Source organism: Clostridium sp. AF32-7AC, assembly GCF_003477925.1.
Taxonomy (GTDB): Bacteria; Bacillota; Clostridia; order Lachnospirales; family Lachnospiraceae; genus Otoolea; species Otoolea fessa.
On record NZ_QUEG01000007.1, the window covers coordinates 49,082 to 71,542 of the forward strand.

At 51.1% G+C, this 22,461-nt stretch carries 20 protein-coding genes; 18 read left to right on the top strand and 2 right to left on the bottom strand.

Features of this window, described 5'->3' with window-relative positions; genetic code table 11:
• The first annotated feature begins 231 nt into the window (after positions 1–231).
• From DWZ45_RS10620 to DWZ45_RS10640, 5 genes are read left to right on the top strand one after another with little or no spacing between them, the layout of a single operon-like run.
• A complete protein-coding gene (locus DWZ45_RS10620; protein ID WP_118469061.1) occupies positions 232–1,248 on the top strand; it encodes a LysR family transcriptional regulator in 1,017 nt (338 codons plus the stop codon).
• The gene (locus DWZ45_RS10625) at positions 1,248–1,745 is read left to right on the top strand and encodes a pyridoxamine 5'-phosphate oxidase family protein (protein ID WP_118469063.1); all 498 of its coding nucleotides are present in this window, start codon (positions 1,248–1,250) and stop codon (positions 1,743–1,745) included. Before DWZ45_RS10620 ends, DWZ45_RS10625 begins: the two co-directional genes overlap by 1 nt.
• Positions 1,742–3,463, top strand: a complete 1,722-nt coding sequence (locus DWZ45_RS10630; RefSeq protein WP_118469064.1) for a metallophosphoesterase — start codon at positions 1,742–1,744, stop codon at positions 3,461–3,463. Before DWZ45_RS10625 ends, DWZ45_RS10630 begins: the two co-directional genes overlap by 4 nt.
• Positions 3,426–4,304 carry a radical SAM protein gene (locus DWZ45_RS10635; protein WP_117796508.1) on the top strand — a complete coding sequence of 293 codons (879 nt, stop codon included), beginning with the start codon at positions 3,426–3,428 and terminating at the stop codon, positions 4,302–4,304. The genes DWZ45_RS10630 and DWZ45_RS10635 overlap by 38 nt, the downstream gene beginning before the upstream one ends.
• A gap of 6 nt (positions 4,305–4,310) precedes the next feature.
• Positions 4,311–5,168 carry an EamA family transporter gene (locus DWZ45_RS10640; protein WP_107000806.1) on the top strand — a complete coding sequence of 286 codons (858 nt, stop codon included), beginning with the start codon at positions 4,311–4,313 and terminating at the stop codon, positions 5,166–5,168.
• Here DWZ45_RS10640 and DWZ45_RS10645 read toward each other — a convergent pair.
• Positions 5,165–6,112 carry a DNA glycosylase gene (locus DWZ45_RS10645; protein ID WP_107000805.1) on the bottom strand — a complete coding sequence of 316 codons (948 nt, stop codon included), beginning with the start codon at positions 6,110–6,112 and terminating at the stop codon, positions 5,165–5,167. The genes DWZ45_RS10640 and DWZ45_RS10645 overlap by 4 nt on opposite strands.
• 334 nt (positions 6,113–6,446) lie before the next feature.
• Here DWZ45_RS10645 and DWZ45_RS10650 point away from each other — a divergent pair, with 334 nt between their 5' ends.
• The 7 genes from DWZ45_RS10650 to DWZ45_RS10680 all read left to right on the top strand — a co-directional run bounded on the left by DWZ45_RS10650 (position 6,447) and on the right by DWZ45_RS10680 (position 13,378).
• Positions 6,447–6,845 carry a zinc ribbon domain-containing protein gene (locus tag DWZ45_RS10650; protein ID WP_022360594.1) on the top strand — a complete coding sequence of 133 codons (399 nt, stop codon included), beginning with the start codon at positions 6,447–6,449 and terminating at the stop codon, positions 6,843–6,845.
• Between the two features lie 120 nt (positions 6,846–6,965).
• Positions 6,966–7,355, top strand: a complete 390-nt coding sequence (locus DWZ45_RS10655) for a thioesterase family protein (RefSeq protein WP_022360593.1) — start codon at positions 6,966–6,968, stop codon at positions 7,353–7,355.
• Positions 7,356–7,593: 238 nt separating this feature from the next.
• Positions 7,594–8,310 (top strand): MBL fold metallo-hydrolase, encoded by a 717-nt coding sequence (locus DWZ45_RS10660; RefSeq protein ID WP_107000804.1) that lies wholly within the window; start codon positions 7,594–7,596, stop codon positions 8,308–8,310.
• Complete coding sequence (locus tag DWZ45_RS10665; protein ID WP_107000803.1) at positions 8,307–8,684, top strand: VOC family protein; 378 nt, start codon at positions 8,307–8,309, stop codon at positions 8,682–8,684. The genes DWZ45_RS10660 and DWZ45_RS10665 overlap by 4 nt, the downstream gene beginning before the upstream one ends.
• 89 nt (positions 8,685–8,773) lie before the next feature.
• Positions 8,774–10,084, top strand: a complete 1,311-nt coding sequence (locus DWZ45_RS10670; RefSeq protein WP_107000802.1) for a dihydroorotase — start codon at positions 8,774–8,776, stop codon at positions 10,082–10,084.
• 14 nt (positions 10,085–10,098) lie between these two features.
• Positions 10,099–11,598: a 4-alpha-glucanotransferase gene (gene malQ, locus DWZ45_RS10675; RefSeq protein WP_118469066.1), complete on the top strand. Its 1,500-nt coding sequence runs from the start codon at positions 10,099–10,101 to the stop codon at positions 11,596–11,598.
• A gap of 142 nt (positions 11,599–11,740) precedes the next feature.
• Positions 11,741–13,378, top strand: coding sequence for an ATP-binding cassette domain-containing protein (locus DWZ45_RS10680; protein ID WP_107000800.1), 1,638 nt, complete (start codon positions 11,741–11,743; stop codon positions 13,376–13,378).
• 125 nt (positions 13,379–13,503) lie between these two features.
• Here the strand turns inward: DWZ45_RS10680 and DWZ45_RS10685 are convergent, their stop codons facing one another.
• Complete coding sequence (locus tag DWZ45_RS10685; RefSeq protein WP_022360587.1) at positions 13,504–13,866, bottom strand: helix-turn-helix transcriptional regulator; 363 nt, start codon at positions 13,864–13,866, stop codon at positions 13,504–13,506.
• Between the two features lie 287 nt (positions 13,867–14,153).
• Here DWZ45_RS10685 and DWZ45_RS10690 point away from each other — a divergent pair, with 287 nt between their 5' ends.
• The 6 genes from DWZ45_RS10690 (at position 14,154) to DWZ45_RS10715 (ending at position 22,371) form a co-directional block, all read left to right on the top strand.
• Positions 14,154–15,080, top strand: coding sequence for a sugar phosphate nucleotidyltransferase (locus DWZ45_RS10690; protein WP_118469111.1), 927 nt, complete (start codon positions 14,154–14,156; stop codon positions 15,078–15,080).
• A 36-nt stretch (positions 15,081–15,116) separates the two neighbouring features.
• Positions 15,117–16,307: a dicarboxylate/amino acid:cation symporter gene (locus tag DWZ45_RS10695; RefSeq protein ID WP_118469113.1), complete on the top strand. Its 1,191-nt coding sequence runs from the start codon at positions 15,117–15,119 to the stop codon at positions 16,305–16,307.
• Positions 16,308–16,443: 136 nt separating this feature from the next.
• Positions 16,444–17,214 (top strand): exodeoxyribonuclease III, encoded by a 771-nt coding sequence (locus DWZ45_RS10700; RefSeq protein ID WP_118469068.1) that lies wholly within the window; start codon positions 16,444–16,446, stop codon positions 17,212–17,214.
• Positions 17,211–19,091, top strand: coding sequence for an ABC-F family ATP-binding cassette domain-containing protein (locus DWZ45_RS10705; protein ID WP_118469070.1), 1,881 nt, complete (start codon positions 17,211–17,213; stop codon positions 19,089–19,091). Before DWZ45_RS10700 ends, DWZ45_RS10705 begins: the two co-directional genes overlap by 4 nt.
• A 48-nt stretch (positions 19,092–19,139) precedes the next feature.
• Positions 19,140–21,161 carry an alpha amylase C-terminal domain-containing protein gene (locus DWZ45_RS10710; RefSeq protein ID WP_227589444.1) on the top strand — a complete coding sequence of 674 codons (2,022 nt, stop codon included), beginning with the start codon at positions 19,140–19,142 and terminating at the stop codon, positions 21,159–21,161.
• A gap of 28 nt (positions 21,162–21,189) precedes the next feature.
• Positions 21,190–22,371: a S8 family peptidase gene (locus tag DWZ45_RS10715; protein WP_227589445.1), complete on the top strand. Its 1,182-nt coding sequence runs from the start codon at positions 21,190–21,192 to the stop codon at positions 22,369–22,371.
• Positions 22,372–22,461: the final 90 nt, after the last annotated feature.

Here is a 22,461-nt window from a genome sequence, read left to right on the forward strand (position 1 = left end):
TTATCTTTAACTTGATTATATATCATTCATCGTATATAATCAAATATAAATAAGAAGATAATTATTATAAATTTTTTGTTATAGAATCATAAGTGGACAAAAGTGCCGGAAACTCTGTAGATAAAGGGAAAAGAATGGAACGGAATGAGAATGTTCACGGGCGGGAAGTTTCGGGATGAAATATCCCGCAGGATGCAGCGATGAGAAAAAGCAGGGTACATAGGAGGAAACATGTTCGACGGAAAAGAGTATGTATACGCGGTCTACGAGGAAAAGAGTTTTTCGAAGGCGGCGCAGAAACTGTATATTACGCAGCCGGCGTTAAGCACGGCGATCAAGAAGGTGGAGAAAAAGATAGGAACTCCGATTTTTGACCGGAGCACCTCTCCGATCGGACTGACGCCGGGCGGTGAAGTTTATATCGACGCGATCGAAAAGCTGTTTGCGCTGGAACAGAACACGCTCAATCAACTGAATAATTTAAATGGGCTTCTGGCGGGCAAGCTGTCGGTTGGCGGAACGATCTTTTTTACCTCGTTTGTACTTCCGGGCGTGTTGAGCGAGTTTTCCCATCGGTATCCGCAGATCAAGATTGATCTGCAGGAGGGCACGACCACACAGCTGACCGATAAGCTGGTTGCCGAGGAACTGGATCTTCTGATCGATAACTCGGAACTGGATGACAAAAATTATGAAAAGTATTATTATAGCACGGAGAGAATTATTCTGGCTGTTCCGAAGAGTTTTCCGATCAATGAGGAGCTGACCCAGTATCAGCTTACCGCGGAAGATATCCGGGCAGGACGCCACAGTCAGGCGGAGTTCCCGGTACTGCCGCTGCCGCTCTTAAAGAGTACTCCGTTTATCTTCGTTAAAGAGGAAAACAGCATTTACAAGCGTAGCATGAAGATGTGCAGCCGCCAGAATTATTCGCCGAATATTATCATGAAACCGGACCAGGTTGTCTCTGCGTTCAACATGGCAGGACGGGGCGTGGGCGCGGCCTTCATCCCGGATGGCCTGATCGTCAATCTTCCATATGAAGTGCCGCTGTGCTTTTACAAGATGAATGAAGAGCTGGCGGTCCGTTACGTTTATTTGTACAAGAAGAGAAATAAGTACCTCACGAAGGCGATGGAGGAGTTTATCCGCGTGGCAGTCGGCGACGAGGCGTTCCAGAAGGTACGGGAGCAACGGGAGAAAGAGAATCAGGAGAAGAAAGGTTCGGATAAGAAGGGGGATAAATAATGCGAAGAGGAGAACGTGCGATTGAGTCGAAAGACGGGCAGAAAGCCATTTTGGAACACTGCCGGGTGTGTAGTATCGCCTTTTCTGGGGATGAATACCCGTATGTGATCCCGTTAAATTATGGTTTTGTGTGGAACGAAGACCAGGAGACGCCGGTGCTGTATTTTCACGGCGCTCCGGTGGGAACGAAGATTGAGCATATGGAGCGCGACAACCGGGTGGCATTCTGTGTGCAGAATGAAAAAGAGATAAAGATTCTGGAACCGGCATGCAGAAGCACGATGATTTATGAGAGTGTCTGCGGCACTGGACGGTTATCCCGTGTGGCTGATCCTGGGGAGAAAGGAGAGGCACTGACAAGGATCATGCAGCAGTATGACCCGGAGGGCGGACCGTATGAGTTTGCTCCGGAGGTAGCGGCGAGAACCACCGTCCTCTGCCTGCGTGTGGAAACTCTGACAGGTAAGAGCAATGCGCCGAAACCGGAGCAGCCATGAAACAGTTAAGACAGATGTCGATTCTGGTGCGGGGGGCACAGCTTCTGCTGCTGGTCCTCGCACTTTTTCTGGTTGTATGGCTGGTGCCGGATGCAGGGAAAAAGCATGCATCCGGGACGGAAGCTTCGGAAGCTGAGACAGATGGTGGCGATGTGGCGGAGAATGAAAAAAATAGAGCCGCCGGGAATCTGGAGGAGGATGAATCATCCGCCGGGGAAGTGATACAGGATGATGCAGATGAGAACGCTTCGGATGGAGAAACGGCTTTAAAGCGCCGGACTTCCCGGAAACAGCTGTATAAAAGAAAAAAAGAGCCCCAGAAGGCACAGGAAGAGACAGTTTATATGCCGCCGACCATCTGGCTGGCGACGGATCTTCACTATCAGTCCCCGCAGATGACAGATTTCCAGTCGGCGTTTGATACCTATACGATGGGAAATGATGGGACGATCGTGCCGTATCTGGATGAGATCACGGAGGCATTTCTGGAGGAGGTGCGGACGGCGCATCCATCGGCATTGGTTTTGAGCGGAGATCTCTCCCAGAATGGTGAGAAAGCAAACCAAGAAGCGCTTGCAGAGAAGCTAGAGCGGGTGCAGGCAGCGGGAATTCCGGTGCTGGTGATTCCGGGCAACCATGATATTAACCACCCGTGGGCGGCAACGTATTTTGATGATCAGGTATCCCCGGCAGAGGGAACAAGTTCGGAAGAGTTTTACCAGATTTACCATAAGTTTGGCTATGATCAGGCGGTGTCCCGGGCTTCGGATTCGCTGAGTTATGTTTACCGCCTGGATGAAAAATATTGGCTGATGATGCTGGACAGCTGCATGTGTGAACCGGTCCATGAGACGGGCGGAAAGCTAAGCGAAGAGACGGTTGCGTGGATGAAAACACAGCTGGAGGAGGCGAAAAAACAGGGTGTGACGGTCATTCCGGTTTCACACCACAATCTGCTGGATGAGAGTACACTCTATCCGGAGGAATGCACGATTGAAAATACGAAAGAAGTGACCGCGCTTCTGGAAGCATATGGAGTTCCGGTGTATTTGAGCGGGCATCTGCATTTGCAGAGAATCAAGAAGCATACGTCAAATCTGAATACACCGGGCGGATATGGAATCCGGGAGATAGTGACTTCTCCGCTTCCGATGGCGCCGTGCCAGTACAGTATCCTAAACTGGCAGACGGATGGCAGTCTGTCCTACCATACAAAAAAGGTAGACATAGCAGGCTGGGCGCAGCGCTACGGGGAAGAAGACGAGAATCTTCTCAATTTTGATGCTTATGCGGATCAGTTTCTGGTAGATGTGATTTCGAAACAGGCGTTTAAGGCGCTGCAGTCGGCATCAAAGGATATCAAAGAAGAGATGGCAAGGCTCTATGCCGATATGAACCGTGATTATTGTTCGGGCACGAAGATTGATGTGGCAAAGATCAGAAAAAGCGAGGCATATCAGTACTGGATCCGTTATAGCGGCAATGATTTCTGGCTGGCAAGGCTGCAGGCGATCCTGCACGATGCCCGGACGGACAACACGGTGCTGGAGCTGAAAGCGGGTGTGGATTTCCCGCTGCCGGGGGAGACGATAGAAAACCCGGAGAATGCAGAAAAAGAGGAAACTGTCGGAGCAGATGCGGGCAGTCCGGCAGAGGAGATACAGAAAAAGGAGGAATCATATGGACTACGAGGGAATTGTATACAGACCGCCGAGTGAGGCGCGCAGCCTGATCATTCAGGTGACGATCGGATGTGCACACAACACCTGCGGCTTTTGCAATATGTATAAAGAAAAGAAGTTCCGGATCCGGAGCCTGGCGGAGATTCTGGCAGATTTGACGGAGGTTTCGCACAATCCGTATGCGCCGTATATCGAGAAGGTATTTTTGGCGGACGGCGATGCGCTGGTTATGAAAACAGAGGATCTTCTGGTAATTCTGGATGCGATCCACCGCCTGTATCCGGGCGTGAAGCGGGTGGCTTCCTACGGAACGGCACAGGATATTTTGCGGAAATCGGAAGAAGAGCTGATCCGCCTGCGCGAGGCGGGACTCGGAATCGTCTATGTGGGCGCGGAATCCGGCGACAATGAGATTTTAAAATATATCAATAAAGGCGTGACGGCGGAACAGACCATTGAGGCAGGGCAGAAGCTGAAACGCTGCGGCATCGCGACCTCAGTGACGCTGATTTCGGGGCTTGGCGGACGCAGCAAGGTGGAAGAACATGCCCTGTCCTGTGCGAAGCTCATCACGGCGATGAACCCGGAGTACGCATCCTTCCTGACGCTGCGCCTGTACGAGGGCACGCCGATGTATGCAGATGTCGTGGAAGGGCGGTTCCAGCGGATAACCCCGGATGAAATTGTGGATGAAATGGAAATTTTCCTGAAAAATGTGGATTCTCCGGGCACTGTATTCCGGACGAACCATGCGTCGAACTACGTGATTCTGGCGGGAACCTTAAACGGGGATATCCCGGCCATGCTTAAAAAACTGGAGGAGGCAAAGAGAACGCATCATTACCGGAAATTCCGGGAGACTGGCGATCTCTTATAAGTAGGTATGATTTATCTGATTTTTGCGATTCTTTTCAGCGCGTCCCTGGCGCTGGCGCTGCGGATCAGTGAGACGTTCAGCGATAACCGATATGGGATTTTGGTTGGAAATTATGTGACCTGCCTGGTGGTGGCATTTATTCTGCTTCCAGATAAAAATATCTTTGCGGCAGGCAGCCGGACGGCGGTTCTCACGGGAATCGTGAATGGATTTTTGTTTACAGGAAATCTGGTTCTGATGCAGAAATGCATCCGTGAAAATGGGGCAGTTCTGTCGTCGGCATTTGCGAAGCTTGGTATCGTGATTCCGGTCACGGCGAGTATCCTGTTTTTAGGTGAGATCCCGACGCTGTTCCAGCTGGTGGGAATTGTGCTGGTTATTGTGGCGATCTGGGTCATCAACAGCGAGGGGGACCGCGGCTGCGGACGCAGACGGAGGATGGGTTCGGCGGGACTTCTGCTCGTTTTATTTGTCGTCAGCGGTATGGCAGACGGGATGTCCAAGGTAACGGAGAGGATCGGCGAGAGACGGTTTGATGCGCTGTTTCTGTTCTATACGTTCCTGACCGCACTGGTTCTGACTGTGGTTCTGGCATTTCTCGAGCAGCAGAGAACCCGCCGCAAGATTGGAAAGATGGACTTTTTGAGTGGTGTGGCAGTCGGATTTCCAAACTATTTTTCAACCTCGCTGCTGCTGGCGAGTGTGTCGAGACTGCCGGCGTTTATCGTGTATCCGAGCTTTAGTGTCGGCACGATCCTGGTGGTCAGCTTTGTGAGCGTGCTGGTGCTCGGGGATCCAATCAGCCGGAGACAGATTGGGGGATGCGGGATTATTTTGGTGGCATTGGCGCTGCTGAATCTTTAGAATTTTCCGTTTCGGATGCTGCGCTCATAATAAAAGATATACTGTTGCATTACCCCTGCGTATCCTTTATAGCTTCCAAAAAAATCCTGGATAATAGTAGTGTACAGGCGGCTTTTTGGAAGGCGGCGGTAGCGGATGGGATGTTTGGGAAGGTATTCTTTGGTCAGGATCTGTTCGATCCAGGTATCGACGGGGAAGGCGTCGATGTGGTGGAGTCCGAAGAGGCAGACGCAGTTGGCGACCTTGGGACCGATGCCATAGAGGCTGGTAAGTGCGGTCATGGCTTCGTCCGGCGGCAGGGCTGCGAGGGATTCTAAGGATACGGTTCCGGCGAGGACATCCTGGATGAGGCGGTGGATGTATTTGGCGCGGTAGCCGAGTTTTAAGGCTAATAGGTCGTCCAGGCTGGCAGATGCCAGTTCTTCGGGCGAGGGAAAAGAATAGTAGGTGCGGATAGAACCGTCGGACAGGGCGGCGGTTCTCTTCGCACCGTATTTTTTTGCCAGGGTCTCGACGGCTTCGCGGATCTTTGGGATGGTTTTCTGCTGGGAGATCAGGAAGGTGATCATCATTTCCCAGAGATCCTGACGGAGAATCCGGATGCCGGAACCGGCGTCTGCCGCCGCCGCGAGGTAGGCATCGTCTGCGCGGATGGAGGCGATGAAAGAGCCGTAATCGGTGCCGAGATCGAAGTATTGTTTCCAAAAAGGAAGCGCTTCGTCCGGGCAGTCGAAGAAGAAACCGTCCGGCGTCTCGGAAATTTCCAGATAGTGCGTCCCGCTGATGAGTGACCAGATCCCCGGTTTTTCCGGAACCGGAAGCATACGGAAACATTGACCGGAGGCGGCGATCTGTGCGAGGTTCAGGTTCAGGCAGGAGATGATGTGGGAGTTGGGAAAATTGTGCTTTTCGATTGCAGGCAGGTTTGTTGTATGTGTGTTCATGGCAGGGCATCCTCTTTTTTTTAAATATTTTTTGCTTATATCAATGGAATATCAAGTTATAAAACCTTGAATCATAAAGTATCAAATCATGTAATTCTTATGAGACGTATCATAGCATAGAAGACCTTTGACTGCAAACGGTTACCTTTTATCAGAAAGAGAATTGCATCAGAATTGCATCAGAGCGTAAAAAAATCTTGCGAAAGACGCGCTACTTAGGTATGATGTATATATGTGCGCACTCGCGCGAAGAGGAATCATGTCGCAAGCAACCGCGCTCGGCGCGAGAATGTGCCAGAGCACATGCTTTGTTCTATGGCAGGAGGGGAGACGGATGTTTTTTATCGGTGGCATCAGTTCCGGCGTGAAGCCGCTGGAGTACCTGAAAACAGTGATCTGCGGGCGCTGCGGCGCTTATGGGCGGTATCAGGTGTACATGACCTATATGTATTTTAGTTTCTTTTTTATCCCGATTTTTAAATGGAACCGGCGCTTTTTCGTAGAAATGTCGTGCTGCGGTGCGGTCTATGAGCTGGATCCGGAGGTAGGAAAGAGGCTGCTTCGGGGCGAGGAGGTCGAGATCACGGAAAGCGATCTGACACTTCGGCAGGATGGAAATGGAAATCCGTGGACGGGAAGTGATGCATCACACCGTCATAAGGTCTGTCCGTCCTGTGGATTTGAGACGGATGAGGATTTTTCGTACTGTCCAAAGTGCGGCAAACCGCTGTAAGGCGGGGAAATACAGACGGATACCGCTAAAAGAGTGATGGCGGCTGTGGAAGCACGGGACGGTTACAAAAATTTGATACAGCGCAGATTTTGGCGCAAAAAAGAAAGAGAGGCAGACAATATGTTAGAAGCTGGTATCAAGGGAAGACAGGAAGTTATGGTTACGGATGAAAATTCCGCAGCAGCAGTGGGAAGCGGTCTGTTACCGGTGTTTGCAACTCCGGCGATGGTTGCACTGATGGAGAAAACCGCGTGGATGAGCGTGGCTCCGTACTTAAACGACGGTGAGGGAACCGTTGGTACAAAGCTGGAAATTGCCCATAATGCAGCGACCCCGGTCGGCATGCAGGTTTGGTGTGAGAGTGAGCTGGTAGAAGTAGACGGCAGACGTCTCGTATTTAAGGTAGAGGCATTTGACGCGAAAGGTTCCATCGGCGGCGGCACACATGAGCGTTTCATCATCAAAAATGAGAAATTCTTAGCAAAAGCACAGAGCAAGAAAGAAAACTAAAGGTTGCGAAGAGAGCACAGCCGGCTGAAAGCGCTGCGAGTATCGTATGCGGGATACTTTTGGCTGGCTGTTGTTTCGTGTAATAGGAAATTCCTTGAAATTTCTTATTACACAAAAAGGCACTAACGTGCCAATGATGCGCACTCGCGCGAAGCAGAAACATGTCGCAAGCGACCGCGCTCGGCGCGAGAATGTGCCAAGGCACATTCTTTTTCATTATAGAAGGGAATTAATTCGTTTGAAAATCACATATATTCATCACAGCTCGTTTTCAGTTGAGCTTGAAAATGCCGTGATTCTGTTTGATTATTTTAAGGGAACTCTCCCGGAGTTCCCGGCAGGGAAGCCCCTCTTTATCTTTGCGAGCCATTTCCATGCCGATCATTATGCTCCGGTAATCTTTCAGCTGGGAGAGAAACGGGAAAATGTTTTTTATATTCTCTCAAAAGAGATTGGGAAAAAGATACCAGAGGAATATCGTAAACGATATAAAGACAGGATACGGCTGGTAAAGGCAGGAGAAAGATTTTGCCTGAATATTTCTGAAGAAAGCCTTATCGTCGAGACGTTCCATTCCACCGACGAAGGCGTCGCCTTCTGGCTCTCCTGCGAAGGAAAGGAGATTTATCACGCCGGTGACTTAAATAACTGGTGGTGGGAAGGCGAAGATATGGCATGGAACCGGAATATGGCGGCTTCTTATAAACAGGAGATGAAAAAGCTTTCCGGGCGCACGGCGGATCTGGCATTTATCCCGGTCGATCCGAGGCAGGAGCAGTGGTTTTATCTGGGCGCTGCCGGTTTTATGGAGCAGGCGGACGCAAAATGGATTTTCCCGATGCATTTCTGGGAAGATTATACGATTATACCAAAATTAATCGAACATCCATCCAGTGAAGGCTGGCGGGATCGGATTGTAGAGATTCACAAGGAAGGAGAGGAGTTTATTCGATGAAATTTACATTTGCACACAACAATTTCAATGTCATCGATCTGGACAAGTCACTGAAATTTTATGAGGAAGCACTGGGACTTAAGGAGGTACGCCGCAAGGAGGCGGCAGACGGAAGCTTTATCCTTGTTTATCTGGGCGACGCCACGACCAGCTACCAGCTGGAGCTGACCTGGCTGCGCGACTGGGAGAAGGACTCCTACAACCTGGGCGACAATGAGTTCCATCTGGCATTTGAGACGGAAGACATGGAGGCGGCACATGCCAAACATAAGGAAATGGGATGCATCTGTTTTGAAAATCCGGCGATGGGTATTTATTTCATTAACGATCCGGATGGATACTGGCTGGAGATCGTGCCGGCGAAGAGGAGTTAAGGGCTGAGTTTGTCTGAAAAAATGTTTTGACGTGATTGTGAAGGTACTGAACAGTTACGTTTTAACATATGAGTTAAAAAGGGGTTAGAATGGTAAAAATAATTAAAAACGGAAGAGTCATCGATCCGGAGAGCAGATTCGACGGAAGGGCAGATTTGTGGATTGAAAATGGAAAAATCCAGAAAATCGTGAAAAAAGATACAAAATCAGAATCAGATGAGGCATCTGACGCACCGTTCATCCCGGCGGATGCCGAGGTGCTGGATGCAGAAGGGCTGATCGTCGCGCCGGGACTGGTGGACGTCCACGTGCATTTCCGCGATCCGGGTCTGACCTACAAGGAGGACATCGAGACGGGCGCGGCGGCTGCGAAGGCGGGCGGCTTTACGACGGTGGTCTGTATGGCAAACACGAAACCGGTTGCCGATACGCCGGAGATTGTCCGGTATATTCTGGAAAAGGGTGCGAAAACGGGAATCCACGTGGAAACCTGCGCGGCAGTCTCGAAGGGATTTCAAGGAAAAGAACTGACCGATATGGAGTCCCTCAAAGAGGCGGGTGCGATCGGATTTACGGATGACGGAATCCCGCTGATGAGCGAAAAATTGGTCAAAGAGGCGATGGAGACGGCGAAACGTCTCAATGTGCCGCTCAGCTTCCATGAGGAGGATCCGGCATTTATTTTCAACAACGGCATCAACCGCGGTCCGGTGTCCGAGCAGCTGGGAATCGGTGGTTCCCCGGCGCTGGCGGAGGATTCGATGGTGGCGCGCGACTGCATGATCGCGCTTCACACGGGCGCAGATGTGGATATCCAGCACATCAGTTCCCGTAATGCGGTGCAGATGGTCGGGCTGGCGAAAAAGCTGGGCGCGCATGTCTGGGCGGAGGTGACACCGCATCATTTTACACTGGACGAGACGGCGGTTCTGGAGTACGGAACACTGGCGAAAATGAATCCGCCGCTGCGGAGTGCTGCGGATCGCGAGGCGTTGATTGAAGCAATCAAGGACGGCACGATTGATATGATTGCGACGGATCATGCACCGCACAGCGCCGAGGAGAAGGAAAAACCGCTGACCGAGGCACCGAGCGGCATCATCGGGCTGGAAACCTCCCTGCCATTGGCGGTTACCAGGCTGGTAAAAGCTGGTCACATTGATTATCTGACTCTGTTTGAGAAAATGTGCCTGAATCCGGCGAAGCTGTACCGGATGAAGGAGGCGGGACGCATCCGCGAGGGCGGCGCGGCGGATCTGGTTCTTTTTGACGACCAGACACCATATACCGTAGAAAAATTCCATTCCAAGGCGTCTAACTCCCCGTTTGTGGGAGTGAAGCTCTATGGAAAGGTTCACTATACCATCTGCAGCGGTGAGACAGTATATCGGGCAGAATAGGAGGAAACGAAGCGATGAAGACAATGTTAAAACGCGGCGCAGGCGTACTGATGCCGATTTTCAGCCTGCCGTCGCCGTATGGAATCGGTACGTTCGGACGGGCGGCGTATGAGTTTATTGATCAGTTAAAACGCGGACGCCAGACGTACTGGCAGGTGCTTCCGATGGGACCGACCTGCTACGGGGACAGCCCGTACCAGTCCTACTCTGCATTTGCGGGAAATCCGTATTTTATTGATCTGGATACGCTGAAAGACGAGAAACTTCTGACCCAGGATGAGATAGACGCCTGCTGGTGGTGCGACAAGCAGGATCAGGTCAAATATGACGCGCTGTATTATTACCGTTTTCCGCTTCTGCGCAAGGCGTATGAGCGGAGTGACCATAAGGAAAGTGCGGAATATCAGGTATTTCTGGAAGAAAATGAAGAATGGCTGGACGACTATGCGCTCTACATGGCAGTCAAGGGTAAATATGAAGGAAAAAGCTGGATGGACTGGGACGAGGACATCCGGTTCCGCCGTCCGGAGGCACTTTCGGCATACCGCGAAGAGCTGGCAGAAGAAATAAATTACTGGAAATTCTTACAGTTTAAATTTTTTGAACAGTGGAAAAAATTAAAACAGTATGCAAAAGAAAAAGATCTCCAGATCGTCGGCGATATCCCGATCTACGTGGCGCTCGACAGCGCGGATGTCTGGAGCCACCCGGAGCTGTTCCAGCTCGACGAGGAAAATCTGACGCCGCTCAAGGTATCGGGTGTGCCGCCGGATGCATTTTCAGAGGATGGACAGCTCTGGGGCAACCCGCTTTACGACTGGGAGAAAATGGAACAAACCGATTTCGCCTGGTGGCGAAGCCGGATGAAAGCGTCCGCGAAGCTCTACGATGCGGTGCGGATCGACCATTTCATCGGCGTGGTGCAGTATTATGCAATCCCGTATGGCGCTGTGACTGCGAAAGACGGCGAGTGGGAGAAAGGTCCGGGCAAAAAGCTGACCGACGCACTTGACGGGGCGGCAGGCGAGACGAAGATCATCGCGGAGGATCTGGGTGTCTTCTGTCAGGAGGTCAAGGATCTGCTGGCAGAGACGGGCTATCCGGGCATGAAGATCATTGAGTTTGCGTTCAGTGGCGACCGTTTCAACGAGCATCTGCCGCACTGCTATGACCCGAACTCCGTAGTCTACGGTGGAACGCACGACAATGAGACGCTGGCGGGGTATTTTAAACCGGAAAAACGTCAGTGGTGGGAACTTCAGTACATTGCTGATTACCTCGGTGCAGCACACCAGAGTGAGGTGGTAGACCGCGTGTTCCGCGCGGCATACGGTTCGGTCGCGAGCGTTGCCATTTTCCAGATGCAGGATGTGCTGAAACTCGACAACTGGGCGCGCATGAATACGCCGGGAACCCTCGGGGAAAACTGGCGCTGGCGTCTGGTTCCGGGGCAGTTTACGGATGAGCGGGCAGATTATTTGTCCTGTCTGGTGGATACGTTCGGAAGATTTTAGTTTTTGGCGGATGGGAATAAAAACCCGTAAAATGCTTGCAAATTCGGGAAAAACCTGTAAAATATACATGGATTACACCCGCCCGGGGCAAAGATGCACTTGGGGAGTATGAACGATTTGAACAGTATGAAAGGAAATTGCCATGATTAGTACAAGCAATGTAACACTGCGAGTAGGAAAGAAGGCGTTATTTGAGGACGTAAGCATTAAATTTATCGAGGGAAACTGCTACGGACTCATCGGTGCCAACGGTGCCGGAAAGTCTACCTTTTTACGAATCCTGTCCGGACAGCTGGAACCGACCAATGGTGAGGTTATCATCACACCGGGACAGAGACTTTCATTCTTACAGCAGGATCACTTTAAATATGACGCATATCCGGTACTTGATACCGTTATTATGGGAAATGCGAGACTCTACGAGATCATGAAAGAGAAGGAAGCCATCTACATGAAGGAAGACTTCTCCGAGGAGGACGGCGTCAAGGCTGCCGAGCTGGAGGGCGAGTTCGCCACGATGAACGGCTGGGAGGCAGAGTCCGACGCGGCGAACCTTTTAAATGGTCTGGGAATCGAGACGGATCTCCACTACAAACAGATGGCAGATCTGACCGGTGCCCAGAAGGTCAAAGTTCTTCTGGCACAGGCACTGTTCGGAAACCCGGACATCCTGCTTCTCGACGAGCCGACAAACCACTTGGATCTCGATGCGATCGCATGGCTCGAGGAGTTCTTGATCAACTTTGAGAATACGGTTATCGTGGTATCCCATGACCGTTACTTCTTAAATAAAGTCTGCACCCAGATCGCAGATATCGACTATGGCAAGATTCAGCTCTATGCCGGAAACTACGATTTCTGGTACGAGTCCAGCCAGCTGATGATCAAGCAGATGAAGGAAGCCAACAAGAAGAAGGAAGAGAAGATCAAGGAGCTGCAGGAGTTCATCCAGCGATTTTCTGCCAATGCTTCCAAGTCTAAGCAGGCAACCTCCAGAAAACGTGCTCTGGAGAAGATTGAGTTAGATGAGATCAAACCGTCCAGTCGTAAGTACCCGTATATCGACTTCCGTCCGGAACGTGAGATTGGTAATGAGGTATTAAGCGTAGAGAACCTGTCTAAGACTATCGATGGTGTGAAGGTTCTTGATAATATTTCCTTCATTCTCGGACGCGAGGACAAGGTAGCATTTGTAGGACCGAACGAGCAGGCAAAGACCGTTCTCTTCAAGATTATTTCCGGCGAGATGGAGCCGGATGAGGGATCCTATAAATGGGGTCTGACCACCAGTCAGGCATATTTCCCGAAGGACAATTCGAAAGAGTTCGATAACGACGACACGATCGTAGACTGGCTGACCCAGTACTCTCCGGTTAAGGATGTGACCTATGTCCGCGGATTCTTAGGACGTATGCTGTTTGCCGGTGAGGACGGCGTGAAGAAGGTCCGCGTTCTTTCTGGTGGTGAGAAGGTGCGCTGCATGCTTTCTAAGATGATGATCTCCGGTTCCAATGTCCTGATTCTGGACGAGCCGACCGACCATCTGGATATGGAGTCCATTACCGCTCTGAACAACGGTATGATCAAGTTCCCGGGCGTGCTGTTATTCTCCTCCCGTGACCACCAGATCGTTGAGACGACCGCAAACCGTATCATGGAAATCGTAAACGGCAAGCTGATCGATAAGATTACTACTTACGATGAGTATCTGGCAAACGATGAGATGGCGAGAAAACGTCAGGTATTTACTGTTACGGATAGTGAGGAAGAGGACGACTAAGAGCTGGAATCAAAGTGATTTAGACAAAAGTCTGAAAGATAAAAGACAGCCCCAGACGCTGCATGTGAGCGATGCCTGGAGCTGTCTTTTGCACACCTATGGTATTAATGTCCTGTTCACTGCGATCAATCCTTCTTATGGCGTGATTCCAGATAAACCAGGTAATTGATGTATTCGATCAACTGCTTTTTCGTGGAAGTCTGGAAGGATGAGATACGTCCATTGACCTCTCCATAGGTGACATTTTTAAGAAATGGTTTCGCCATTTCGGGCGGATTCTTCGGGTAGGAGGTTCGACCGAGAATATAATCGGCGCTGACTTGGTAATAATCTGCCAGTTTTATCAGATGCCGAAGAGGCAGATCCGTCCGGTTTGTTTCATAGCGGGAATAGATTTGCTGAGTTGTACCCAGCAGACTGGAAATTTCCGCCTGCGTTTTTCCTTTGTCCTCCCGTAAATCACGGAGCCGGTCACCAGCAGCAATCATTTAAAGCACCTCCCGCATACATCAAATATTTGTGAAAACAATCTATCATACAAGTATGCGCAGAACTAAAAGATACAATTAACTGGTGTAGAAACAGTAAAAAATACATTTATAAAAATGTAAACAAAAAAAGAATATCCGCTCTATGGAATAAAACGGCAGCCGGGTTTTTGTTTTACTGTTTACAGTCTGCCCGAATTAGTTTAAAATAAAAGGAAACAGGCAATTCTGCTTTGAATGAAAACGGCAGGATTGTGGATAAGAAACAGAAAGCGAGGACAATTTTCATGAGTCAGAAGCCAGTTCTGGTGATCATGGCGGCTGGTATGGGCAGCCGGTACGGCGGCTTGAAGCAAATTGATCCGGTCGATCGGGAAGGAGATCTGATCATCGATTTTTCGATCTTCGACGCAGTCGAGGCTGGATTCGAAAAGGTCGTATTTATTATCAAGAAATCGATTGAGAAAGAGTTTAAGGAACATATTGGAAACCGCATGGAAAAGCACGTGCAGGTGGAGTATGTGTATCAGGAAAATGACCGTCTTCCGGATGGGTTTGAGGTTCCGGAGGGACGCGTCAAACCGTGGGGAACCGGTCATGCGATTCTCTGCTGCAGCGAGGTGATCGACGGACCGTTTGCGGTGATCAACGCGGATGATTACTATGGAAAATCGGCGTTCAAGGCGATCTACGATCGTCTGGCATCCTGCGGTGATGATGACAAATATCAGTATGCGATGGTTGCCTATCATCTCTATAACACATTGACGGAAAACGGGCATGTGGCGCGCGGCGTCTGTACGGTGGATGCGGATGGACATCTGGCGGATATCCACGAGAGAACGCGCATCGAGAAGCACGGCGATCAGGCGGAATATACTGAGGATGACGGTGCAACCTGGGAGCAGCTGGGGGAGGATACGCTTGTATCGATGAACCTCTGGGGCTTTACTTCCAGCATCTTAAAGGAGTTAAAGGCGCGCTTTGTTCCATTTTTGGAGAAAAACCTGTCGGTAAATCCACTCAAATGTGAGTATTTCCTCCCGTTTGTGGTGGATGAACTTCTGAAAGAGGGGAAAGCCGAGGTGACCGTGTTAAAGAGCGTGGACCGCTGGTACGGCGTGACCTACAAGGAAGATAAGAAGATGGTGACAGACGCGATCCAGGGGATGAAGGACAGCGGTCTGTATCCGAAAAAACTTTGGGAAGAGTAAGAATGAAGAGATAGGTATTAGGAAGGAAAAATGGGTATGAGCAAGTTGATGAAAAGCCTGCCGTTTCGGCTGGTGCTGGGTGTAGCGATCGGTATTATTGCCGGTCTTATAGCAAATGAAAGTTTTATGAATCTCGTTGTGACGCTGAATTATATTTTTGGGCAGATTATTTCGTTCTGTGTACCGCTGATCGTCATCGGCTTTATTGCCCCGTCGATCACGAAGCTTGGAAAGAATGCCTCCAGATTGCTTGGAGTAGCGCTGATTCTGGCGTATACATCGTCTCTTGGCGCGGCGCTGTTTTCGATGGCAGCCGGATATACGCTGATTCCGCATATGTCGATTCAGTCGGCAGTCGATGGACTGCGCAGTCTGCCGGAGGTTGTCTTTAAATTGGACATTCCGCCGATCATGGGCGTCATGAGTGCGCTGGTATTTTCCGTTATGATGGGTCTGGCAGCGACCTGGACCAAGGCGGTGACGGTAACGAAACTCTTAGACGAGTTCCAGAAGATCGTTCTGGAGATAGTACAGAAGATTGTCATTCCGATTCTTCCGGTTTACATCGCATTTACGTTCTGTTCCCTGGCATATGAGGGAACCATCACAAAACAGGCTCCGATCTTCATTTCGGTTATCCTGATTGTTATGGCAGGCCACTATATCTGGATGGCGCTGCTGTATACACTGGCTGGTATTTACTCTGGCCGTGACCCGAGAGGCGTTATCAAGCATTATGGTCCGGCATATCTGACGGCAGTCGGTACGATGTCTTCTGCGGCGACCCTGGCAGTGGCGCTCAGCTGTGCCAAAAAGGCAGAGCCGCTTCGTGACGATATGGTTGATTTCGGTATTCCGCTGTTTGCGAATATCCATCTGTGCGGTTCGGTTCTGACCGAGGTATTCTTTGTCATGACGGTATCCAAGATTTTGTACGGCGCCCTCCCGGATATGATGACGATGGTTCTGTTCTGTGTTCTTTTAGGTGTATTTGCCGTAGGTGCACCGGGTGTTCCGGGCGGTACGGTTATGGCGTCTCTGGGACTGATCACCGGTGTCCTCGGTTTCGATGCGACTGGAACGGCGCTGATGCTGACGATCTTTGCGCTTCAGGACAGTTTTGGTACTGCCTGCAACGTAACGGGCGATGGCGCGCTGACCCTGATGCTGACGGGATATGTGGAGAAACATGGGATTAAACATCAGGATTTACACGTAGATTTATAAAAATGAGAGAGGTGGGGCAGGCAGCAGCCGCCCCGAAACTGCTCTGCATCCACAGACCAGTTTCGGAGCGTCTGCCACCTGCCTGCTGTCTTTTTATGTATCGGAAAAACCTTATTTGATAAAAAGGAGAGATAGAATGAAAAAAATGATTTCCTGGAACGTAAACGGCTTGCGGGCGTGTGTGGGAAAGGGATTTCTGGATGTATTCCATGAGCTAGATGCGGATATTTTCTGTATTCAGGAGAGCAAGCTGCAGGAAGGGCAGATTGATCTGGAGCTTCCGGGGTATTATCAGTATTGGAGCTATGCGGAGAAGAAGGGGTATTCGGGAACAGCGTTGTTTTCGAAGGAGGAGCCGCTTAGCGTGAGCTACGGTCTTGGCATTGAGAAGCACGATCATGAAGGGCGCGTCATTACGGCGGAGTACCCGGATTATTATGTGGTGACCTGCTATACGCCGAACTCCCAGAATGAGTTGGCGAGACTTCCGTACCGGATGCAGTGGGAGGATGATTTCCGCCAGTTTTTGAAGAAGCTGGAGGAGAAAAAGCCGGTTATTTTCTGTGGGGATCTGAATGTGGCACACACGGAGATTGACCTGAAAAATCCAAAGACGAACCGGAAAAATGCCGGATTTACGGATGAGGAGAGAAGCAAGTTTACGGAGCTTCTGGACTCTGGATATATCGACACGTACCGCTATTTTTACCCGGATAAAGAGGGCGTTTATTCCTGGTGGTCGTACCGGTTTAAGGCGCGCGAGAAGAATGCTGGGTGGCGGATTGATTATTTCTGTGTTTCCAAGAGCCTGAAGGACCGGCTGGCGGGCACACAGATTCATACGGAGATACTGGGTTCGGATCACTGCCCGGTAGAATTACAGATAAAGGATCGGGATGAGGCATGAATTTACTGACAGCAGAACATCTGAAAAAATCATATACGGAACGGCTGCTTTTTGATGACGTGGCATTTTCCATCGGTGAAGGTGATAAGATTGGTCTCATCGGCATCAACGGAACCGGAAAATCTACTCTTCTAAAGATTGTAGCCGGTCTGGAAGAGCCGGATGAGGGTACGGTGGTAAAGGGACGAAATCTCTATATCCGTTATCTGCCTCAGAATCCGGAGTTTGAACCGGGACGGACCGTCTTAGACTGCGTGATCCGGGAAAATATGGCGCATGAGCACGCCTGGGATCTCGAGGGCGATGCGAAATCCATGCTGAATAAGCTTGGAATCACCGATTATAGTGCCAAGGTGGAGACACTTTCGGGCGGACAGAGAAAGCGCGTTGCGCTCGCAGCGGTGCTGTTATCGACGGCGGATCTGTTGATTTTAGATGAGCCGACGAACCATCTGGACAGTGCGATGGCAGACTGGCTGGAAGAGTACCTGAAAAAATTCCGCGGCGCGCTTCTGATGATCACGCACGACCGGTATTTCCTTGATAACGTGACGAACCGTATCGTCGAACTGGACAAGGGAAAGCTGTACAGTTATCAGTCCGGCTATGAGGGCTATCTGGAATTAAAGGCAGAGCGCGAGGCGATGGCGGTGAGCTCGGAGCAGAAACGCCAGAATATCCTGCGGACGGAGCTGGCGTGGATCCGGCGCGGCGCACAGGCACGCAGCACGAAGCAGAAAGGGCGTATTCAGCGCTTCGAGGCGTTGAGTGCGGTGGAAGCGCCGAAAGTAGATGGAAATGTGGAGATGAGCTCGATTTCCAGCCGTCTCGGACGGACCACGGTCGAGGCACACCATCTTCATAAGGCGTATGGTGACCGCCTCCTGATCGATGATTTTTCCTATATCTTCTTGAAGGATGACCGCATCGGCATCATCGGACCGAACGGCAGCGGCAAATCGACGCTGATGAAGATGATTACCGGCTGGGTGAAACCAGATTCGGGCGAGACGATCATCGGCCAGACCGTAAAAATGGGTTATTTTTCACAGGAAAACGAAGATATGGATCAGTCGATGCGCGTGATCGACTACATTAAAAATGTGGCAGAGTACGTGCGGACGGCGGACGGGCTGGTATCGGCATCCCAGATGTTGGAACGGTTCCTGTTCCCGTCCCATATGCAGTACACGCTGATCGGCAAGCTATCAGGCGGAGAGCGGCGCAGACTCTATCTGCTCCATATCCTGATGGGCGCGCCAAACGTCCTTCTGCTCGACGAGCCGACCAACGACCTCGATATCGGCACGCTGACGATTCTGGAGGATTATCTTGATCATTTCCAGGGGATCGTGATTACGGTATCGCATGACCGGTATTTCCTTGATCGCGTAGTGCGCCGGATCTTCGCCTTTGAGGGCGGCGGCGCGATCCGTCAGTATGAGGGCGGCTATACCGACTATCAGGCAGCCTGCGGGGAACGCATAGCGGCAGAGATGGAGGCATCTGGGACGGCATCCGGTCAGGAACGCGGCAGAGGCCAGAAGACCGGAGACGCTTCTGGTGCGGGAACGTCAGATGCAGCGGAGACGGCAAAGGATAAAAACCGCGGTCGCCAGCGCGAGAAAAAGCTCAAATTCAGTTATATGGAGCAGAAAGAGTGGGAGACGATCGAGGATGATATCGCGGCGCTGGAAGAGACAATCGCGGATCTGGAGCAGCAGATGCAGGACTCTGCCTGCGATTATACGGCTCTGAACGGCATCATAAAGGAAAAAGAGGAAAAAGAAGCTCTTTTGGAAGAAAAGATGGACCGCTGGATGTATCTGAACGATCTGGCGGAAAAAATAGAAGCGCAGGCAGCTGCTCACAAGTAGGCACTTTTGGAACCGAAAGTGCCGTATGAAAACGTGGAGGGGATACAGGTGAAAGCAGAAAAAATCGTGAGACAGAAGATAAGAACCCCTGATTTTACACCGGGAATCAAGCGGACAGAGACGGGAATGCACTTGTGCGTCGAGGCACCGGGGACATTCTGCCGTCTGGCAATTTATGAGACAGGTAAAAAACAGGGTGTCCGGATCCCATTTTCCCCGGAAGAACGGGTGGGGGATCTCTGGATGATGGAGCTTGCGGGCGATGATTTTTCGGGACTGGAATACACGATCGAGACCGAGCAGGGGGAGCTGCCGGATCCGTGCGGGCGCATCTATACAGGACATGAGCGCTGGGGCGATTTAAAAGCGGCGCTCCGTCCGGTGCGCTGCCGTTTCCCGGAAGAAACGTATGACTGGGAAATGGATCAGCCGCTGAAACATCCGTATGATGAGACGATCCTGTACCGGCTGCATGTGCGTGGATTTACCCGTCATACTTCTTCCGGCACCGGGGAGCGGGGAACGTTCCGTGCGCTGACGGAGAAAATTCCCTATTTAAAGGAATTGGGTATCACAGCAGTTGAATTAATGATGCCGAATGAATTTCAGGAAGTGATGATGGAGGATGGGGCAGACGGGAATCCGTATGCGACCGGGACACCGACCGGACGGCTCAATTACTGGGGCTATGGGGCGGGATACCTGTTTGCACCGAAAGCTTCGTACACATCCGGGAAAGAGAAAGAACCGGAGCGGGAATTTAAGGATCTGGTGAAAGAATTTCATAAAAATGATATTGAAGTGCTGGTTGAGCTTTATTTTACCGGCGAGGAGAGCGCGGCACTGGCGCAGGAGGCGGTTCGTTTCTGGGTTTACGAGTATCATGTGGATGGCGTGCACCTGTCCGGGTTTGCGCCGACCGAACTGCTGGCGTCTGATCCGCTGTTAGCTGATACGAAGCTATTAGCTGGTTCCTGGGATGGCGTGCGTGTGCCAAAAACGGCAGCGGCACCGAAGCTGCGGGAGCGCCGCTGGCATCTGGGCGAGTACAATGAAGGATTTTTGATCGATATGCGCCGGGTATTAAAGGGTGATGAGGATCAGGTCGGCCGTCTCATTTACCAGACACGCCGGAATCCGGACGCGTATGGCGTGATCAACTATATGGCGGCGACAAATGGCTTTACGATGATGGATATGGTTTCCTGTGAGCAGAAGCACAACGAAGCGAACGGGGAGAATAACCGGGATGGAAGCGATTATAATTATACGTGGAATTGCGGCGTCGAGGGCACGACGCGGAAAAAGAAGATTGTGCAGATGCGGAAAAAACAGCTCCGCAACGCATTTTTGCTGCTCTTTCTGAGCCAGGGAACGCCGATGTTTTTAGCGGGCGATGAGTTCGGCAATTCCCAGAACGGCAACAATAATGCTTACTGTCAGGACAATGAGATTTCCTGGCTCAACTGGCATCAGCTGGAGACGAACCGGGATATTTACGAATTTGTAAAATATATGATAGCGTTCCGCAAAGCGCATCCAGTGTTCCATCTGCCGGTGGAGCCGAAAAATATTGATTACCTCGTCTGCGGACACCCGGATGTTTCCTACCACGGCGTCAAAACATGGTGCCCGGAGTTTGAAAATTTCCGCCGCCAGCTCGGCATTCTCTACTGCGGCGAGTACGGGCGAAGAGCGGACGGCACCAGCGATGACTATTTCTTTGTCGCCTACAATATGCACTGGGAGCCGCATGAATTTGATCTTCCGAAACTTCCGAAGGGAATGCAGTGGACTCTGTGCATCAACACAGACGACGCAGACAATAACGGAATCTGTCCGCCAGAAAGCCTGGAGGCAGGGCAGGAGCCGCAGGAAGAGCTTCGCCAGTATATGGTTCCGCCGCGGAGTATTCTGGTATTTCGCGGCTTTAAGCCAATTTCCGGTCCGGCATCCGAAAAGGATGGCAAAAAAGCCGGGAAAGTGGTAAAATCGGTAAAACGGCAGAATGTCAGAAAAGAACCGGAAAAGGAAGCGGAGACTGTGGTTGCGGCAGCACGCGAACTGTAAGAACGGAATTGAAAGAGGATAAAGCAAGTTGAAAAAGAAACTTTTTAGAGGGCTGGCAGCCGCCCTGTGTGCTGCCATGATGGCAGGGAGCGCGGCGCTTCCGGCATATGCGGCGGGTCCGTCACGGGAGTCGGTTCCCTATGCGGATTCCTATGCCTCCTATCAGTGGGCTTTTTTAAATACAGGTGAACTGCGTCTGGTGCCGAGCCATACGGCGGCAGTGGATGCAGCGATTGGGGCGATTACCGGCAGCCCGGCGCTCTCAGCAGATGGAACGGTTCGTTCTCTGGAAGGGATCGATATGAATATTGTCCCGGCATGGAAGAAATATGACGCGAAAAGTGGAAAACGTCAGGTGATTGTGGCGCTGATTGATACAGGGGTTGACATAACTCACCCGGAGCTTAGCGGTTCGATCTGGACGAATACGGGGGAAATTCCGGGCGATGGCATTGACAATGACGGAAATGGTTATATCGATGACGTTTACGGCTGGAATTTCTATGATAATAATGCCCAGGTATTTACCGGGACGGATGACAATCATGGTACCCACTCGGCGGGCACTATCGCGGCGGCGAGAAATGGAGTCGGAACGGTTGGAATCTGCGATCCGGCGTATGTGAAGATCATGGTGATCAAGACGCTTGGAACATCGTCCGGTGTCGGAACCGTCAGCAACGTGGTTAAGGCGATCCGGTATGCGCAGGCGAATGGCGCGTCGATCTGCAATCTGAGCTTTGGCACGATGAAATATAGCGAGGAGCTGTATCAGGCGATCAAGGATTCGGGGATGCTGTTTATTGTGGCGGCTGGAAACGGCGACGCCTCCGGCAATGGCTACAGCATCGATGAGCAGCCGATGTACCCGGCAAGCTTTGAACTGGACAATATCATTTCCGTGGCAAACCTGCGCTTTGACGGTCAGCTCGACCGTGCGTCCAATTACGGGGTGAGAAGCGTGGATCTGGCAGCGCCGGGCAATTATATCCTGAGCACGATCACGGGCAATGACTATGCCTACATGAGCGGCACATCGATGGCGGCGCCGATGGTGACCGGAACGGCGGCGATGCTGTACTCCTACGATGCGTCCCTGTCGCTTATGGATGTGAGAAACCGTATTCTGCAGTCGGCGCGGCCGCTTGAGAGTCTGTCCGGCAAGGTGGCAACTGGAGGTATGCTGGATGCCGGGGCGGCGATGCCGTAGATGAGAAGAACGAAAAGAAAGATTGTTAAAAAAATATTGAAATTCTCGTTTGTATGTGATACTATGAACGGGTGAGATAATTACTCCGCA

Bases quoted from the DNA above. Each gene is read 5' to 3' on its own strand.
- DWZ45_RS10685 (WP_022360587.1), bottom strand. From the start codon at position 13,866: ATGATTGCTGCTGGTGACCGGCTCCGTGATTTACGGGAGGACAAAGGA.
- DWZ45_RS10705 (WP_118469070.1), top strand. From the start codon at position 17,211: ATGAATTTACTGACAGCAGAACATCTGAAAAAATCATATACGGAACGG.
- DWZ45_RS10655 (WP_022360593.1), top strand. From the start codon at position 6,966: ATGTTAGAAGCTGGTATCAAGGGAAGACAGGAAGTTATGGTTACGGAT.
- DWZ45_RS10650 (WP_022360594.1), top strand. From the start codon at position 6,447: ATGTTTTTTATCGGTGGCATCAGTTCCGGCGTGAAGCCGCTGGAGTAC.
- DWZ45_RS10665 (WP_107000803.1), top strand. From the start codon at position 8,307: ATGAAATTTACATTTGCACACAACAATTTCAATGTCATCGATCTGGAC.
- DWZ45_RS10700 (WP_118469068.1), top strand. From the start codon at position 16,444: ATGAAAAAAATGATTTCCTGGAACGTAAACGGCTTGCGGGCGTGTGTG.
- DWZ45_RS10625 (WP_118469063.1), top strand. From the start codon at position 1,248: ATGCGAAGAGGAGAACGTGCGATTGAGTCGAAAGACGGGCAGAAAGCC.
- DWZ45_RS10695 (WP_118469113.1), top strand. From the start codon at position 15,117: ATGAGCAAGTTGATGAAAAGCCTGCCGTTTCGGCTGGTGCTGGGTGTA.
- DWZ45_RS10670 (WP_107000802.1), top strand. From the start codon at position 8,774: ATGGTAAAAATAATTAAAAACGGAAGAGTCATCGATCCGGAGAGCAGA.
- DWZ45_RS10635 (WP_117796508.1), top strand. From the start codon at position 3,426: ATGGACTACGAGGGAATTGTATACAGACCGCCGAGTGAGGCGCGCAGC.
- DWZ45_RS10680 (WP_107000800.1), top strand. From the start codon at position 11,741: ATGATTAGTACAAGCAATGTAACACTGCGAGTAGGAAAGAAGGCGTTA.
- DWZ45_RS10690 (WP_118469111.1), top strand. From the start codon at position 14,154: ATGAGTCAGAAGCCAGTTCTGGTGATCATGGCGGCTGGTATGGGCAGC.
- DWZ45_RS10640 (WP_107000806.1), top strand. From the start codon at position 4,311: ATGATTTATCTGATTTTTGCGATTCTTTTCAGCGCGTCCCTGGCGCTG.
- DWZ45_RS10630 (WP_118469064.1), top strand. From the start codon at position 1,742: ATGAAACAGTTAAGACAGATGTCGATTCTGGTGCGGGGGGCACAGCTT.
- malQ (WP_118469066.1), top strand. From the start codon at position 10,099: ATGAAGACAATGTTAAAACGCGGCGCAGGCGTACTGATGCCGATTTTC.
- DWZ45_RS10645 (WP_107000805.1), bottom strand. From the start codon at position 6,112: ATGAACACACATACAACAAACCTGCCTGCAATCGAAAAGCACAATTTT.
- DWZ45_RS10620 (WP_118469061.1), top strand. From the start codon at position 232: ATGTTCGACGGAAAAGAGTATGTATACGCGGTCTACGAGGAAAAGAGT.